Source organism: Flavobacterium xinjiangense (assembly GCF_900142885.1).
In the GTDB taxonomy this organism is placed as follows: Bacteria; Bacteroidota; Bacteroidia; order Flavobacteriales; family Flavobacteriaceae; genus Flavobacterium; species Flavobacterium xinjiangense.
This window is the reverse complement of the sequence record NZ_FRCL01000003.1, coordinates 352,609-368,854: the sequence shown is the minus strand read 5'-3', so window position 1 is coordinate 368,854 and position 16,246 is coordinate 352,609. Positions and strand designations below refer to the sequence as shown.

Annotated in this window: 13 protein-coding genes; 10 read left to right on the top strand and 3 right to left on the bottom strand. The window is 32.2% G+C overall.

The features are described 5' to 3' along the window. The first annotated feature begins 117 nt into the window (after nt 1–117). The gene (locus BUC23_RS05555) at nt 118–2,052 is read left to right on the top strand and encodes a KUP/HAK/KT family potassium transporter (protein ID WP_073206707.1); all 1,935 of its coding nucleotides are present in this window, start codon (nt 118–120) and stop codon (nt 2,050–2,052) included. Nucleotides 2,053–2,264: 212 nt separating this feature from the next. Here BUC23_RS05555 and BUC23_RS05550 read toward each other — a convergent pair whose 3' ends face one another. Next, nucleotides 2,265–4,742, bottom strand: a complete 2,478-nt coding sequence (locus BUC23_RS05550; RefSeq protein ID WP_073206826.1) for a glycoside hydrolase family 3 C-terminal domain-containing protein — start codon at nt 4,740–4,742, stop codon at nt 2,265–2,267. A 158-nt stretch (nt 4,743–4,900) separates the two neighbouring features. On the opposite strand from BUC23_RS05550, the gene BUC23_RS05545 reads away from it, so the two are divergent. Continuing rightward, a complete protein-coding gene (locus BUC23_RS05545) occupies nt 4,901–5,647 on the top strand; it encodes an NUDIX domain-containing protein (RefSeq protein ID WP_073206702.1) in 747 nt (248 codons plus the stop codon). 107 nt (nt 5,648–5,754) lie between these two features. Here BUC23_RS05545 and BUC23_RS05540 read toward each other — a convergent pair whose 3' ends face one another. Then, nucleotides 5,755–6,804, bottom strand: coding sequence for a glycosyltransferase family 9 protein (locus BUC23_RS05540; RefSeq protein ID WP_073206699.1), 1,050 nt, complete (start codon nt 6,802–6,804; stop codon nt 5,755–5,757). Between the two features lie 295 nt (nt 6,805–7,099). Between BUC23_RS05540 and BUC23_RS05535 the strand changes: the two genes are divergently transcribed. Further along, the gene (locus BUC23_RS05535; RefSeq protein WP_073206695.1) at nt 7,100–7,474 is read left to right on the top strand and encodes a hypothetical protein; all 375 of its coding nucleotides are present in this window, start codon (nt 7,100–7,102) and stop codon (nt 7,472–7,474) included. Nucleotides 7,475–7,496: 22 nt separating this feature from the next. On the opposite strand, the gene BUC23_RS05530 is transcribed toward BUC23_RS05535, so the two are convergent. Beyond that, on the bottom strand, nt 7,497–8,924 hold the full coding sequence (locus tag BUC23_RS05530; protein WP_073206692.1) for an L-serine ammonia-lyase: 1,428 nt from the start codon (nt 8,922–8,924) through the stop codon (nt 7,497–7,499). Between the two features lie 273 nt (nt 8,925–9,197). Between BUC23_RS05530 and BUC23_RS05525 the strand changes: the two genes are divergently transcribed. From BUC23_RS05525 to BUC23_RS05495, 7 genes are all read left to right on the top strand, one after another. Further along, a complete protein-coding gene (locus BUC23_RS05525; protein WP_073206689.1) occupies nt 9,198–9,878 on the top strand; it encodes a response regulator transcription factor in 681 nt (226 codons plus the stop codon). Continuing rightward, nucleotides 9,875–11,161: a sensor histidine kinase gene (locus BUC23_RS05520; RefSeq protein WP_073206685.1), complete on the top strand. Its 1,287-nt coding sequence runs from the start codon at nt 9,875–9,877 to the stop codon at nt 11,159–11,161. The genes BUC23_RS05525 and BUC23_RS05520 overlap by 4 nt, the downstream gene beginning before the upstream one ends. 15 nt (nt 11,162–11,176) lie before the next feature. Beyond that, nucleotides 11,177–12,328: a serine hydrolase domain-containing protein gene (locus tag BUC23_RS05515; RefSeq protein ID WP_073206681.1), complete on the top strand. Its 1,152-nt coding sequence runs from the start codon at nt 11,177–11,179 to the stop codon at nt 12,326–12,328. A gap of 119 nt (nt 12,329–12,447) precedes the next feature. After that, nucleotides 12,448–12,867 (top strand): PepSY-like domain-containing protein, encoded by a 420-nt coding sequence (locus BUC23_RS05510; RefSeq protein ID WP_073206678.1) that lies wholly within the window; start codon nt 12,448–12,450, stop codon nt 12,865–12,867. Nucleotides 12,868–13,018: 151 nt separating this feature from the next. Further along, nucleotides 13,019–14,041, top strand: a complete 1,023-nt coding sequence (locus BUC23_RS05505; RefSeq protein WP_073206675.1) for a YncE family protein — start codon at nt 13,019–13,021, stop codon at nt 14,039–14,041. A 28-nt stretch (nt 14,042–14,069) separates the two neighbouring features. Then, a complete protein-coding gene (locus BUC23_RS05500) occupies nt 14,070–15,305 on the top strand; it encodes a TolC family protein (protein WP_073206672.1) in 1,236 nt (411 codons plus the stop codon). Continuing rightward, nucleotides 15,274–16,224, top strand: coding sequence for an efflux RND transporter periplasmic adaptor subunit (locus tag BUC23_RS05495; protein WP_084538299.1), 951 nt, complete (start codon nt 15,274–15,276; stop codon nt 16,222–16,224). The genes BUC23_RS05500 and BUC23_RS05495 overlap by 32 nt, the downstream gene beginning before the upstream one ends. Nucleotides 16,225–16,246 lie beyond the last annotated feature (22 nt).

Genomic DNA, 16,246 nt, shown 5'->3' with positions numbered 1-16,246 from the left:
AAGCAATAATCAAAAAAAGACAAAAAAGTCATTGAATTGTATGTTCTAAACATAACGATGAGGATTTCTATTGTCTAATATTTAATACGTTTCGAAATCTTAAAAATTAAAATTAAAATGAATAAATCAACTATTCAAAAAGTCAGTGCTGCATCTCTTTTAGTGGCACTAGGAATTATTTACGGAGACATAGGAACTAGTCCGCTATATGTTATGAAAGCCATTATAGGACAAAGAGAAATATCAAAATTGCTTGTTTACGGCGGTATTTCCTGTATTTTTTGGACACTTACATTTCAAACTACATTCAAATATATTTTTCTAACACTTTCGGCTGATAATCATGGCGAGGGTGGTGTTTTTTCACTTTATGCATTGGTAAAACGATTTGGAAAAGGAAAACTGGTTATTCCTACTATTCTTGGAGCCACGACACTTTTGGCCGATGGAATTATTACTCCGCCAATTTCGGTAGCGTCAGCTGTTGAAGGACTAGGAGATGTGGTTCCCGGTATCCCAATACTTCCAATTGTGATTTTAATTTTATCTGGATTGTTCTTTTTTCAACGATTTGGAACCCAAAAAGTAGGTTTCTTTTTTGGTCCGGCTATGGTAGTCTGGTTTTCGATGCTTTTTGTTTTAGGATTTGTACAAATACTAGATCATCCCGCTATTTTGACCGCATTAAACCCAATGTATGCGTATCAATTACTAGTTGAATATCCTAATGGATTCTGGTTATTAGGAGCAGTGTTTTTATGTACAACCGGAGCAGAGGCTTTGTATTCGGATTTAGGACATTGTGGAAAAAAGAATATAAGAATTACCTGGATTTTTGTTAAGATCGCTTTAGTTGTGAATTATTTGGGGCAAGCATCATGGCTTATGAATCAAGGGAAACCATTTCTTGAAGGAAGAAATCCTTTTTATACCATAATGCCACAATGGTTTCTTTTTTCAGGTGTTATCATTGCCACTTTTGCTGCGATTATTGCTTCTCAAGCCTTAATAAGTGGGTCTTATACTTTAATAAATGAAGCAATGTCTCTCAACTTTTGGCCTAGAGTAGCTATGCGAAATCCAACGAATTTGAAAGGACAAATCTACATTCCATCTGTAAATACGATTCTTTGGGCAGGCTGTATTTTAATGATTTTATATTTTAAAAACTCCTCAAATATGGAAGCGGCTTATGGTTTTTCGATTACCATTGCCATGCTGATGACTACTGTTCTTTTAAATTATTATTTGATTTATATCAAAAAAATGAACAGGATTTTGATAGCGATAATTATAACAGTTTTTGGTATTATTGAAATAGCATTTTTTGTTGCCAATATTGTAAAAATCAAAGAACGTTGGATGTTCTTGTTCTTTGAGCTTTTCATTTTCATGACTATGTATACTTGGTTTTTCGCAAGAAAAATTAATAATAAATTTTTAAAATTCACGAATTTAGGGGAGCATACGCAACAACTTCAAGAGTTGAGTAATGACATCAGCATTCCAAAGTATTCAACGCATTTAATTTATCTGTCTAAGGCAGATAGAAATTATGAAGTTGAAGAAAAAATATTGAAATCTATTTTTTCCAAAAAGCCAAAAAGAGCAGATGTCTACTGGTTTTTTCATATCAACAGAACCAATGATCCTTTTACTCTAAATTATGAAGTAATTGAATTATTAGACGATAAAGTAATTAAAATTGTATTAAATATTGGCTTTAGAATCCAACCAAAGGTTGAATTGTATTTCAAGAAAATCGTTCAAAATTTGGTTCAAAATAAAGAATTGAATTTGCATATTCGCCCAGACGGCTCTACAAAATATAATGCTGAACCTGATTTTAAATTCATTATTTTAGAGAAATTTCTTTCTGTTGAAAATGAATTTACCGTGAAAGACGCTTTTCTGTTGAATTCTTATTATATGCTTAAAAATTGGTCACTTTCTGACATTAAAGCATTTGGATTAGATAAAAGTGATGCTGAAATTGAAGAGGTAGCTTTTGTATATCAACCTATTATAAAATTAGAATTGGAAAGGAAATAAAATTAAAAGTAGATTTCAGATAAAGAATATTAATCCTTTTATCTGAAATTTGAAATCTTTTTAGGATCACTGAAAAAAAATTGATTACTAGAACTACTGGAAAAGATAGTCAAATATTTTCAAACAAAGTGCGAAACAAATTGTTATGAAACAAAAAAATGGATTCGACTTTCATCGAATCCATTTATAAAAAAGACTAATTTTTTAAAGAATTAGTGTTTCAAATCATTAAATTTCACATCAAGAGCAAATGCAGGATTCGTTTTCTCCACTATCTTGTCCTGTGCCAAAGTAAATTCAGCTGATTTTTTGATATCTAACGAAGAGGAACCTACTGAAACTTTGTATTTTCCTGCTTCGGCAATCCAAGCATTTTTGCCAGGAATAAAAGAGGCTAAATTTTTAGCATTTAATACCAAAGTAATTATTTGGCTCTCACCCGGTTGTAATGTTTTGGTTTTACCAAAAGCTTTTAATTCTTCTTTTGGTTTATCAATTGTTTTTGAAGGAGCAGATAAATAAAGTTGAACTACTTCTTTTCCTGCTTTTTTTCCAGTGTTTTTAATGGTAACGGAAACAGTCATTTTATTTGCGAATGTAGGCTCGCTTAATTTGATAGTAGAATAGTCAAATGTAGTGTAAGACAATCCGTAACCAAATTCATAAGATGGCTTTACATTGAAAGTATTAAAATATCTATATCCTACATAAACACCTTCTTCGTAAGATACACTTGTAGGATTTTCAGCAGGTGTTCCTATCCAGTTCTTAAATGATGGGGTGTCTTCATATTTTACTGGAAAAGTCATTGTTAATTTTCCGGAAGGAGTTACTTTTCCTGAGAAAACATCTGCTACAGAATTTCCACCTTCTTGACCTGGTTGCCAAGGCAAAAGGATTGCATCTACTTTGTCTCTCCAACTAGCAGTTTCAATTACACCACCAATATTCAATACAACAACAACTTTTTTGCCTTTAGCGTGAAAAGCTTGGGAAACATTGTTGATTAAATTTACTTCGTCAGCGGCTAAATTAAAGTCGTCTTCCACTTTTCTGTCATCGCCTTCACCGGCATTTCTACCTATTGTGATTAAAGCAAGTTCAGATGAATTGGCTTTATTCTCAATAATTTCCTTGCTTAATTCCAATTCCAAAAGTCGTTTTGGAGTAGCCATTAATCCACCATTCTTTTCACGACGTTCCAATTCTTTTGCTTTTTGATCTGCTGCATAAGGCTTGTACAAGCCCTCTAGCTCCTTATCTATTGCAAATCCTGAATTAGTTAATCCGTCAATTAATGAGATAGTGTATGCTTCGTTAACGTCACCGCTTCCTGTTCCACCTGAAATAAAATCGTAAGAAGTTAAACCAAAAATGGCTAATGGCGCAGATTTGGAAGTAAATGGCAAAGTATTTTTATCATTTTTTAATAAAATAGTTCCCTCAGCAGCAGCTTGTCTTGTTACTTCTGCATTTTCTTCTAAGTTTGGCTTATCAGAATATTTGTAATTGTTCATTGATGGCGATCTCATTACCAATTCTAAGATTCGAGTTAAATCTGTATTAACAACTGCTGCAGATAATTTCCCGCTTTTCATATTGTCTAAAATCGCTTGTTTTTGAGAAGGCATTCCAGGCATCAGTAAATCATTTCCAGCTGATAATTGTGCCGTAACGTTACTCACTGAATTTGGAGAAAATGGGCCATTTGCACCACCAAATCCATCATACCCACCGAACCAATCAGTCATTACCAGACCTTTAAATCCCCATTCATTTCTTAAAACTGTAGTTAATAAATCTTTTCGTTGAGAAGTATAAGTACCATTAATTAAGTTATAAGACGACATTATGGTCCAAGGTTGTGCTTCTTTTACTGAAATTTCAAAACCTCTAAGATAAATTTCACGGAGCGCTCTTTCGCTTACATGAGCATTAATACCCATTCTATTTCTTTCCTGATTGTTGGCTGCAAAATGTTTAATAGAAGTCCCAACACCATTTGATTGAATACCGTTTACAATTGCTGCCGATATTTTTCCAGTAAGCAATGGGTCTTCAGAATAATATTCGAAGTTTCTACCGCATAATGGATTTCTGTGAATGTTCATTCCAGGTCCAAGTAAAACATCAACACCATATTCTTTCACTTCATTACCAATTGCTTTTCCTACACTGTTTATTAATTCCGTATTCCAAGTAGATGCCAATGAAGTTCCTACAGGAAATGCAGTTGCATAATAGTTTTTACTGTCATTATTTCGTTTTGGATTAATTCTCAGACCCGCTGGACCATCTGACACTACTACGGTAGGGATTCCTAATCGTTTTAATTCATAAGTTCCACCAGCAGCTCCTGGTACTTTTCCTTGAAAGCCTTCTGTTGTAAACTTAAACGCAACAGCATCAAATCCTGGCATACCAATTCCAATAAGCATACTTGCTTTTTCATCAGCAGTCATTTTCTTTATCAAATCTTTGATTCTTTCATTCACAGGAAGACGGTAATCTTCATACAAATCAAGTTTTCCATTTTTGTTTAAATCTTTAAAAGTTAATCCGTTTATAATAATAATTGGTTCTTTTTCAGTCTTGATATCATTTGGATGTTCATTCCAGGAAATAGCTGTTAATACTAAAGTAGAAAGTAGCGAGATTTTTGCTAATTTCTTAATTGAATGGTTTTTCATAAAGTTTTTTGTTTGTAGTTTTTTTATTGCTTCATTATGAAGCAATATTAATTATTTTTTTTAATATTTGCAAAAAATAATAGTTTATTTTTTTGATTATCAGTTTTTAAAGTAAAAATTATAATCTAATTCGTATTTTCGCAACCAATTAAAAAAGAATGGAATTTAATAAAATAATAGAGGAAAAATCAGCTAAAGCTTGGGATATCTATATTCCGAATTTATCTGTGGATTGTGTCGTTTTTGGATTTCACGACGTTACTTTAAAAGTATTGGTTACAAGGCTAAAAGACATAGATCTTTGGGCTCTTCCAGGAGGATATGTTTTGAAGACAGAAAATCTTATGGAAGCGGCTAACAGAATCTTATTTAACAGAACCGGTGCCGAAAACATTTATTTACAGGAATTTAAAGTTTTTAGTGATTTGAATCGATCGGGAGGCGTTTTTGATGAATTTCCGGACACGTTATGGAATAAACAGCGATTTCTTTCCGTAGGATTTTATGCTTTGGTCGATTTTCACCAAGTAAACTTGGTTATGGATGATATTTCTGATGCCTGTGAATGGAAATCAATTGATGAATTACCTCATTTTATGATGGACCATAGAAGTATTTTTGATAAAGCGCTGATTACGCTTCGAAAACAATTGAATGATAAACCTATTGGCTATAATTTGCTTCCAGAAAAATTTACAATGCCCGAGTTGCAAAAATTGTATGAAATTATTTTGGCGAAGAAATTAAATCGCGGTAATTTTTATAGAAAAATGCTGCGCTATGATATCCTGATTAAATTGGACGAAAGCAGAAAGGGTGGAGCTCATAAAGCGCCAGACCTCTACCAATTTGATATAGAAAAATATGAAAAAGCGCTGAAAGAAGGATTAAATAACGGCTGGTAATAAAAACGAAAAAGAGAATAGTTATTTAATAACCCGTTACAACTAAAAAAAGAATCTGATTGGCTTCTTTTTTAGTTAATGGAATTTTGTCTTTTACGCGTGTTATGCTAGCTATTTTTAAGAATTTTATTCAATATCTTAATCCAATTATCAATAGAACTAGAATTAGTGTCTATTGCTACACTATTATTGTTGTAAGGTGCATACATCTTTATATCCGTAACTGAAAATAAGCCAACTGTAGGTATTAGTGCTGCGCTGGCTAAATGCATAATTCCACTATCGGCACCAATAAAAACGGCAGTATTTGCTACTAGAGACCCTATTTCGCGGACATCTTTACTGTAAAATGTAGGTGCTTTAAATCCTATTTGCGAAACATTTTCAACAGGTAAAACTTCGACTACATTGTAATTTGGATATTCTATTAACAATCTGCCATAAAATGTTTCCCACCATGATTCAGAATAGCATTTTTCAGCAGTTGCAAAAGTAAAAATGGCAATCGTTTTTTTGTCATTTTTCACGATGTCTTGCAACAATTTTTGTCCTTCAGCAATTTCAGAAGCACTTAGCATTAGATTTAACGACGGAATTGGTTTGTCATTTTCAGTAAAACCTAGTTTGGTCATATAATGTCTAAAGTTATAGACTGGTTGTTTAGCGATGTGTTTGTAATCTTCATATTTAAGTTGAAGTTCATCAATATCATCGCCAAAAAACTTGTATTTTGAAGTGACAAACTGTGCTGACAATCGTCCTGATGAAGACCCTTCAACCACATTAATCACTATGTCATAATTATGTTGTTTTAGTGCTATCCATCCTTTAGTGTATTTTATTAACTCTTTAAAAGGTTTTCGGGGTAGTTGAATTATTCGCTTGACATTTTTGTAATTTTCAAAAACAATTGCTGCTAAACCTCCGTTTACAAATAAATCAATCTCACATTCAGGAAAAGTTGCAATGACTTCCTGAACAAGTGGAGTGATTAACAGTTGATTTCCTAATCGGGGATTTGGTCTGCAAATTAAAATTTTTTTAATAGCGACTTTCGTGAAATCAGTATTTGGATCAAAATGGGAAGTTCCAATATTTTTAGTTAAACTGCGCATTAATTTTCTTCTTAATGCGTTAATGTCTCTTTTTATATTCATATTATAATAAATTATTTTTGATCTGGAAACTCTAACAGAAATTAATTCTTTAAAATGCTTTACGACATTTTATTTTAACAGTATTGAATTTTAGCACCGTTCAAAGGAACGATTTTTTTTATAAAAATAGGTGATGGAGCATATTGCAATTTGATGAGAATTTAAAATTTCTGTTTGCTTTTAACAAAGTATTTTTTTTAGGACTTAAGGGAAGTGTTTTTTTGTGGCATATCTTTTGTTTATGAAGAAAAAGAGGTATTTGGCTTTCTAATAATGAAAAAAATAGTCACGAAGTATGAAAAAAATAATCGGAATGCCACTGTTAACTGGTAGCGTGTATTCTCAAGAACACGTATTTAATGTTCAGCGCTATTGCGTTGATGAATTGCCTTTCAATAATGGACAATGTGATATTTCAGGAAATGAATATTCTTTTGTATTCTTGGATACCCAAAAAAATAGTGTCGTTTTCTTTTTCACTGATATGAAATTATCGTATAAAATAATTCGTTCTGAGGTCTATTCGCCGGATCCTGATTATACGCTTTATACTTTAGAAAATAAACAAGGCCAAGTAGAGATGAAAGTAAACAAACAAAATACCAAGATGGAATTTCTCTATCCGAATAATCATATTTATTTGACTGTGGGAAAATCTACGAAGTTATAACTGGCGCTCAAAATAATTTGTTTTAACAATCGGCTAAATTCACTGCAATGGCCAAACCTCCTTCGGAAGTTTCCTTGTATTTATTATTCATATCTTTTGCGGTTTGCCACATGGTATCGACCACTTTGTCTAAAGGGACTTTTGCATTTTTTGGGTCAGTGGATAAGGCTAATTCGGCTGCATTAATGGCTTTTATAGCGCCCATAGTATTTCGTTCAATACATGGAATCTGGACTAATCCACCAACTGGATCGCAGGTTAAACCAAGATGATGCTCCATGGCGATTTCTGCTGCCATTAAAACCTGTTCTGGTGTTCCGCCCATTAATTCGCATAAAGCTGCAGCAGCCATAGAAGACGAAACGCCTATCTCCGCCTGACAACCGCCCATAGCAGCTGAAATTGTGGACCCTTTTTTGAAAATGCTTCCTATTTCTCCGGCAACCATCAAGAACTGTTTGATTTCTTTTTCCCCAGCATTATGATTTTCAATAACCAAATAATACATTAAAACCGCGGGAATAACACCAGCACTTCCATTAGTGGGTGCAGTAACTACACGACCTAAAGCGGCATTGACTTCATTTACTGCAAGTGCAAAACAGCTGACCCATTGAAGGATTTGGCGAAATTTGACTTCGGTTTTTCTTATTTCTTCCAGCCAGGTTTGAGGGCTATTATAGTTGGCTAAGCCAATTAGGTTTTGGTGCATGTCAAATGCTCGTCGACGTACATTTAATCCCCCAGGAAGAATCCCTTCAGAATGACAGCCGATGTACATGCATTCTAACATCGTATTCCAAATGCGCATCAATTCGTGATCAATAACTTCCTCGGAACGCATTGATTTCTCGTTTTCGTAAACGATTTCAGATATTTTTTTATTTTCGGCAATTGTATAATTCAGTAGTTCTTCGGCTTTGTCAATTGGAAATGGGAAAGCACATTTTATGGCAATTTTCTTTTTGGCATTGATGCGTTCTTCTTTTACTACAAATCCACCTCCGATGGAGTAGTAGGTCGCTGAATATTCTTGTTCATCAGTTGTATATGCAGTAAAAGTCAGTCCATTTGCATGAAAGGGAAGGAAGTTTTTATTAAAAACAATGTCTTGCAGAAAATAGAATGGAATCACTATTTCGTTTCCTAAATTGATTTCATTTTTATCTTCGATTGATTTTGTAATTCCGGCAATATTTTCAATAGGAATAATTTCAGGATCTTGTCCGCTTAAACCCAGCATTAACGCTAAATCGGTAGCATGTCCTTTACCCGTTAGAGAAAGGGAACCGTATAAATCTACTTTTACTCGGCTTACGTTATGTATTAAATTTTCATTTCGCAATTCACTTAGAAAACGTTCTGCTGCGCGCCAAGGTCCAAGTGTATGAGAACTAGATGGTCCAACACCAATTTTAAGCATATCAAAAACAGAGATACATTCTTCCATAATTTATCAGTAGGTTTATTTAAGACAAAGATAATAGAATGTAGCAATGAAAAGGTTTGAAAATGGAGTTTTATTAAATATTTGGCAAGATATCATGTTGTATTCTAATCATTCAATAACGTAAATAAATAGGAGGTTGAGATGGTAGTCATAGTTGGCACTTTTGAAATTTTGGTTAGTTGAGCTAATTTTGAATTATAAACTAATAAAATCGCCTAACTTTATTTAAAAAACAGAATTAGAATAGATTTTAGCTTTATTTTTACTTTACCTATGAAAATATTACTAATAGAAGACGAGCCAGAATTGCAAAAAAGCATTGAGCAATACCTTGAAATGGAAGGAAATATTGTTGAGATTTCCCCTGATTTCCATCATGCACAAGAGAAAATATCGATTTATGATTATGATTGTATTTTGATAGATATTACTTTGCCAAACGGCTCTGGTTTAGATTTACTCAAAGAAATTAAACTAAAAAAATCTAAAGCGGGTATTATAATAATTTCTGCGAAACATTCTCTTGATGATAAAGTAAATGGTTTAGACCTTGGAGCAGATGATTATCTGCCAAAGCCCTTTCATTTGTCGGAACTTAACTCACGAATTAAAGCTTTAATCAGAAGAAAAAGTTTTGATGGAAATTTGGAAATTAGTATCAATGAAATAAAAATTTTACCTAACGAAAGACGAGTTTTGATTCACAATCAAGATATAATTTTGACGTCAAAAGAGTATGATTTATTGCTTTATTTTATATCTAATAAAAATAGAGTAGTGAGTAAAAGTGCGCTGGCAGAACATCTATGGGGTGATAATTCGGATAGATTAGATAACTTCGATTTTATATACAATCACGTGAAAAATCTGCGCAAAAAATTATTGGAAAAAAAATGCGAAGATTATTTGCAAACCATTTATGGCATAGGTTACAATTTTAAAACTCAAGAATGAAACTATTAGCTAAAACAAGTTTGTATTATTTGATTTTTAGTATCCCGATATTAATCCTATCAGGATACGTTTGTTTTCATATCATTACTAGAGAGGTTAGACAAAGTAATAACGAACTATTGCTAAATCGCAAAGAGCTAATTGAAAATTATTTAAAAGAGAATGACACGATTTCTTTAAAAATAATCACTAAAAGCAGTGAAGCTACAATTAAAAAAATAGCTGAAATAAATGCTAAAGAAATTGCTGCACCCATTTTTTCGGACACTTTAATTTATGATAAAAAAGAAAATGAACTGGCAGAAAATAGATTGCTTTCCTCTGTTTTTAAAGTTGGAAATACTAATTATTCCATTAAAATATGGAGAAGCACATTAGAATATAACGAATTGTTTAGAGGTATTTTTACTTCTTTAGTTATTTTATTGATTTTGCTTTTTGTGACTTATTTGATTATAAATTTTTGGATTTCAAAAACAGTATGGAAACCCTTTTATCAAACAGTATCTAATTTAAAGAAATTTCGTGCCAGTGACAATGTGATTCCACGTTTAGCTAATACATCGGTAACTGAATTTGATGAGTTGAATCTTTCCTTGAATGTTATGATGCAGAAAATGATAGTTGATTTTAATAGCCAAAAGAAATTCACTGAAAATGCTTCACATGAAATTCAAACGCCATTAGCTGTTATAAAATCTAAGATTGATTTACTTATTCAGTCTGAAAATTTGAAGGAGAATGAAATGAAATTAATCGTAGCAATTGATTATGCTTGCTCTAAAATAATTCGATTGAACAAAACATTTCTATTACTTACCAAAATTGAAAACAGACAATTTAATACTACAGAAAAAGTATCTTTTGAAAATACAGTGGATAACTCCTTAGTCTTTTTTGAAGAGCATATTCAAGCCAATAAAATTGAGATAATAAAAAATATTGAAAGCGATTTTTGTGTTTTGATGAATGCTGATTTGTGTTTAGTATTGGTTAATAATTTATTACAAAATGCAATTAGGCATAATATTAATAGTGGAAATATTGAAATTTATATAGCAAAAAATAAAATTATAATCTCAAATTTGGGGGTTGATTACCCAATTGATAGTCAGTTATTTGAACGCTTTCATAAGAACTCTACTTCGCAAGAATCACTAGGCCTTGGATTGTCTATTGTAAAAGAAATTGCAGAGGTAAGCGGATTGGTATTTAATTATAAATTTACTAATTGCAAACATTGTTTTATTTTGACAAATGATAACATTAATGAATTGAAATAAAAAAGAGGTAGCGTAATGAAATCAAAAAAGCTGTTTAAATATTTTTTTCTTGTTGTATTATTTTGCAGCTTAATTTCTTGTGACGTATTTCGATCCTTGAGATATGGGGGAATTCCTAGCCAAAGTGATTACAAACATTTTCCTCAAAGAGTAGTTAATAATGAAGGTCCCGCTTATAATTTTTATAAATCCAATAAAAAGTATCAGTTAGGAACAAAAATAGGAGTAATCAATAAGGATTTTAATTCGACAAATGTAAGCTTGGATAGTTTTGCGACATTACATAAAACGGTCACATTTTTAATTATTCGTAATGACACAATTGTTTACGAAAAATATAACAAAGGGTATACCTCAAACTCATTTGTTTCCTCCTTTTCAATGGCTAAACCATTTATCTCTACATTAATAGGAATAGCAATTGATGAAGGGAAAATAAAAAGTGAGAATGATTTCATCGTTGATTATTTACCTGAATTTAAAGATAAAATTGGTTGGGAAAAAATCACCATAAAAAATTTGTTACAGCATACTTCCGGTATACGGTTTACTGATAGAGAATTAGATCCTGCATCCGATAACGCCGAGTTTTATTGGGGAGATAATTTAAGAGATAGGATGCTTAATTTAACTCTTGAATGTCCACCTAATACTAAATTTCGGTATAGTAGCGAAAACACACTGCTTTTGGGATATATTATTGAAAAAATAACTGGAGGGACAATTTCTAAATATTTGGAAGATAAAATTTGGAAGCCATTAGGAATGGAGGCGCCAGCGGCATGGAGTTTAGACCGAAAAGATGATAAAGCAATTGAAAAATCCTTTTGTTGTTTACAAGCAAGAGCCATTGATTTTGCTAAATTAGGAAGACTTTATCTGAATGGAGGGGACTGGAATGGGAAGCAAATTGTTTCTAAAAAATGGGTTGAATATTCGACACATTCTGATCCATCCGGAAATAATAAACACTTTTATAATAATAATTGGGGAATAGGACCTTTTAAATATGGCAGTTATTTTGCCGTTGGTTTGTTTGGTCAATATCTCTATATGTATCCTGAAAAGAATATTATTATAGTCCGTTTTGGAGATACAGAAACCTCGTATCATCCTAATTATTGGCAGGAAGTTTTTTTGCAAATAATTGACCAAATGGAGTTTTAGTCAATTGTTTTATTAAGTTAATATTGTGATTTACAATTTATTTACATAGAATTAAAATAGAATTGTGTTTAATATTTGTACTATGATATTATTTATAATTAACTTTTAAATGTAAAAAAATGAAAAAATTAGTAATGATTATGTCGATTGTATTCATTTGCAGTTGTGCATTTGCTGGAACTCCACCGGATGTAGTAAAAAAAGCCTTCGCTAAAAAATTTCCTACTGCAACAAAGGTAAGTTGGGGAGTGGAAGGGCCAAAAGAATGGGAAGCAGAATTCACATTAGAAGGAAGCAGGATTTCTGCTAATTTTTCAGAAAATGGAACCTGGCTGGAAACGGAAAGAGAAATTAAAGCTGCCAATTTACCAAAAGCGGTTTTAGCCGCTGTAAAATCGAAATATAGTGATTGGAAAATTGCAGAGGCAGACAAAACAGAAAGTTCGAAACACGGGACAATCTATGAAGTAGATTTAAAAAAAGGGATGAAGAGTAAAAGCCTAGCTTTTAAAGAAAATGGGATGTCGATAAAAGAGTAATTTTTACTTTTTTTAATCAACTTATACCATAAAGAGTTGGGTGTTACATCCAACTCTTTTTAATTATGTAAAGAGTTGTGGTTTCCATAGAATTAAAATAGAATTACAGCTGAAATTTGTCTCGTAAAATTAACTTTAAAAGTTCTTTCAAATGAAAAAAATACTACTATCATTTATAATTATTGCTTCTGTTTCTAATAGTTACAGTCAAACGTATAAATTATCCAAAAAAATCAGCACTTCTGGCAATGACGGATGGGATTATCTCGCTGTTGATGATGTGGCGCAACATTTATTTGTTTCACACGGAACAATGGTCAATGTGATTGATTTAAAATCAGATAAAACAATAGCTACCATTCCAGACACAAAAGGAGTTCATGGAATTGCGGTTGCCAATGATCTCAATAAAGCATTTATCAGCAACGGAAAAGACAATTCTATTACAATTGTCAATTTGAAAACATTTGAATTACTTGAAAAAGTAAAAATTGCAGGAGTTAAACCAGATGCCATTTTATACGATCAATTTTCTCGAAAAGTGTTTGTTTACAATGCTGAAAGTAATGATGCTACGGTTATTGATGCCAATACAAATAAAGTGGTAAAAACAATTCCATTGGGTGGAAAACCAGAGTTTTCAGTAACCAATACTAAAGGTCTAATTTATGTGAATATTGAAGATAAAAACGAAATAAAAACGATAGACGCTTCAACATTAAAAGTTGTAAATACCTGGAGTATTGCTCCCGGAGATGAACCATCAGGATTGGCAATAGATTTAGTTACGAACCGATTATTTTCTGTTTGTAGTAATAATTTGATGATAATTGTTAATGCTGCAAATGGGAGAATATTAAAGACTTTACCAATTGGTGCTGGTTGTGACGGCGTTGCTTTTGACCCAAAAAAGAATCTTATTTTTAGTTCTAATGGCGAAGGAACGATTACTGTTGTAAAAGAGAGTAACGCAAATACTTTTTCAGTTCTTGAAACTGTAAAAACTCAAAAAGGAGCCAGAACCATTGCACTGAATAAAACTACGAATCAATTGTATTTGTCTACAGCAGACTTTGGTACAAAACCAGAACCAACAGTAGAAAATCCGAAACCACGAGCAGGAATAGTACCAAATTCTTTTGTTGTTTTAGTTGTTGAACCAATTTCTAAATAGTTTCATTCTTTTTATCTAAATTTATCCAATGAAATGGAAGCTTTTATTACTTATTTTTATTTGTTTCAAATCTTTTTCGCAAGAAAAGGATTTGAATTACTTTATTACTAAAGCACAAAATAATTCTCCTTTAATTAAAGATTACAACAACCAAATAAAATCGGCGACACTGGATAGTTTATTGAATCGGGCAGTTTATAAACCACAGGTTGCAGGAAATCTTAATGCTAATTATGCACCTATAATTAATGGTTTTGGTTATGATTCAGCTTTAAGTAATGGGCAATCCGTGTCTGCTTTGGTAGGTGTTAACCAGAAAATAATTGGAAAAAACAGAATCAATTCGCAATCAGATTCGTTTCAATTGATAAAAGAAGCTTTGGTTTTGAATAAAAAAATTACTTTAAAAGATTTAAACAAAGCCATTGCTGCTCAATACATTTCGGCTTCGGCAAGTTCAGAACAAATTGGTTTCAACCAGAAAATTGCAACTCTTTTAAAACAGGAAACAAGCATCCTAAAAAAATTAACCCAAAACGCAGTTTACAAACAAACGGATTATTTGATTTTTAGCGCAACTGTTAAGCAGCAGGATTTGGTTTTATTACAATTAAAACAGCAATATCAAAATGATTTGGCTTTGTTGAATTACCTTTCAGGAGAAACCGATACGACTTTTATTAATTTAAAAAAGCCTGAAATTACTTTGAAAAATGTTCAACCTTCGGATAAAATAGTTTTTTTGAAACAATTTGAAGTGGACAGCCTGAAACTTCAAAATCAAAATGAATTCATTGATTACAGTTATAAACCGTCCTTCTCTTTATTAGGTGATGCAGGTTATAATTCCAGTTTTGCCTATCAGGCCTATAAGAATTTCGGATTTAGTGTGGGTTTAGGACTGTCAATTCCTATTTATGATGGAAATCAACGCACTTTGCAGCATCAAAAAAATGAGGCGGCATTAGCTACTAATTTGGCCTATAAAAACAATTTCAATAAACAATACAAACAACAATTGTTGATGTTGAATTTGAAACTGAAACAAGCAGCAGCTGTAGAAAATCAGTTGCAATCGCAGCTTATTATCGCTGATGCATTAATTGAAGCCAATAAAAAATTATTGCTTACCGGCGATGCACAAATTACCGAATATAGTATTGCTGTTGGCAATTTAATAGCAATCAAAAATGCCATTTCCCAAAATAACAGTACCAAACTCCAAATCATAAATGAAATTAATTATTGGAGTTTTAATGACTAATTCTATGAAGAAACCAATTCTGTTTTTTATCCTAATAGCGCTTTTTCTTATTTCCTGTAAAAATAGCAACGAAGCCGAAAAAGTAATTGACGCGAGTGTTCCTGTAACTTTAACAAGCATTGATACCCATTCTATTGAAAGCTATATTGACCTGAATGCTACAGCAACTTATTTGGTTAAAAATGTTATAAAAGCAAATGCTACAGGGTATTTGAATTCCGTTAATGTGGCTCCCAATGATTATGTTTCTAACGGGGCAGCATTATTTTCGATAAAGACCCGTGAGGCAAAAGTTTTAGGGAATACAATTAATAAAATTGACCCAAGTTTAAACTTTGGCGGAGCCATAAAAGTTAGAGCGAATACAAATGGCTTTGTAACTTCAGTAAATGTGCAACAAGGCGATTATGTTCAGGACGGCGATCCATTAGTCTCTATCAATGACTCCGATAGTTTTGCAATCGTTCTGAGTTTGCCTTATGAGTTCAAAAAATATGTTTCTATCAATGAAGAACTAACGGTAATATTACCGGATAGTACTTTGGTTAAAGCGAAAGTTCAAAAATACATGCCTACCGTTGATGCCACTTCACAAACACAAAGTGTGATTCTAAAAGTCATTGGTAAACACGACATTCCAGAGAACTTGATTGTAAAAGTCAGAATTAATAAAAGTTCAAATTCAAAAACGATTTCACTACCAAAAGCAGCCGTTTTAAGTAATGAAACGGAAACTGATTTTTGGATTATGAAACTGATTAATAAGACTACTGCAATAAAAATCCCAATAAAAAAGGGAGTTGAAACGGCAGATAAAATAGAAATTGTAGCACCGGTTTTAACTTCTGAAGATAAAATTTTACTTTCAGGAAATTATGGTGTTGCCGATACGATTAAGGTAAAAGTGATAAAAAATTAAAATCGTTTGCCACAGATTTAAA

What these genes read in the sequence shown, in the direction of transcription:
- BUC23_RS05500 (WP_073206672.1), top strand. Translation starts at nt 14,070, where the DNA reads ATGAAATGGAAGCTTTTATTACTTATTTTTATTTGTTTCAAATCTTTT.
- BUC23_RS05525 (WP_073206689.1), top strand. Translation starts at nt 9,198, where the DNA reads ATGAAAATATTACTAATAGAAGACGAGCCAGAATTGCAAAAAAGCATT.
- BUC23_RS05520 (WP_073206685.1), top strand. Translation starts at nt 9,875, where the DNA reads ATGAAACTATTAGCTAAAACAAGTTTGTATTATTTGATTTTTAGTATC.
- BUC23_RS05505 (WP_073206675.1), top strand. Translation starts at nt 13,019, where the DNA reads ATGAAAAAAATACTACTATCATTTATAATTATTGCTTCTGTTTCTAAT.
- BUC23_RS05530 (WP_073206692.1), bottom strand. Translation starts at nt 8,924, where the DNA reads ATGGAAGAATGTATCTCTGTTTTTGATATGCTTAAAATTGGTGTTGGA.
- BUC23_RS05540 (WP_073206699.1), bottom strand. Translation starts at nt 6,804, where the DNA reads ATGAATATAAAAAGAGACATTAACGCATTAAGAAGAAAATTAATGCGC.
- BUC23_RS05535 (WP_073206695.1), top strand. Translation starts at nt 7,100, where the DNA reads ATGAAAAAAATAATCGGAATGCCACTGTTAACTGGTAGCGTGTATTCT.
- BUC23_RS05550 (WP_073206826.1), bottom strand. Translation starts at nt 4,742, where the DNA reads ATGAAAAACCATTCAATTAAGAAATTAGCAAAAATCTCGCTACTTTCT.
- BUC23_RS05510 (WP_073206678.1), top strand. Translation starts at nt 12,448, where the DNA reads ATGAAAAAATTAGTAATGATTATGTCGATTGTATTCATTTGCAGTTGT.
- BUC23_RS05545 (WP_073206702.1), top strand. Translation starts at nt 4,901, where the DNA reads ATGGAATTTAATAAAATAATAGAGGAAAAATCAGCTAAAGCTTGGGAT.
- BUC23_RS05555 (WP_073206707.1), top strand. Translation starts at nt 118, where the DNA reads ATGAATAAATCAACTATTCAAAAAGTCAGTGCTGCATCTCTTTTAGTG.
- BUC23_RS05495 (WP_084538299.1), top strand. Translation starts at nt 15,274, where the DNA reads ATGAAATTAATTATTGGAGTTTTAATGACTAATTCTATGAAGAAACCA.
- BUC23_RS05515 (WP_073206681.1), top strand. Translation starts at nt 11,177, where the DNA reads ATGAAATCAAAAAAGCTGTTTAAATATTTTTTTCTTGTTGTATTATTT.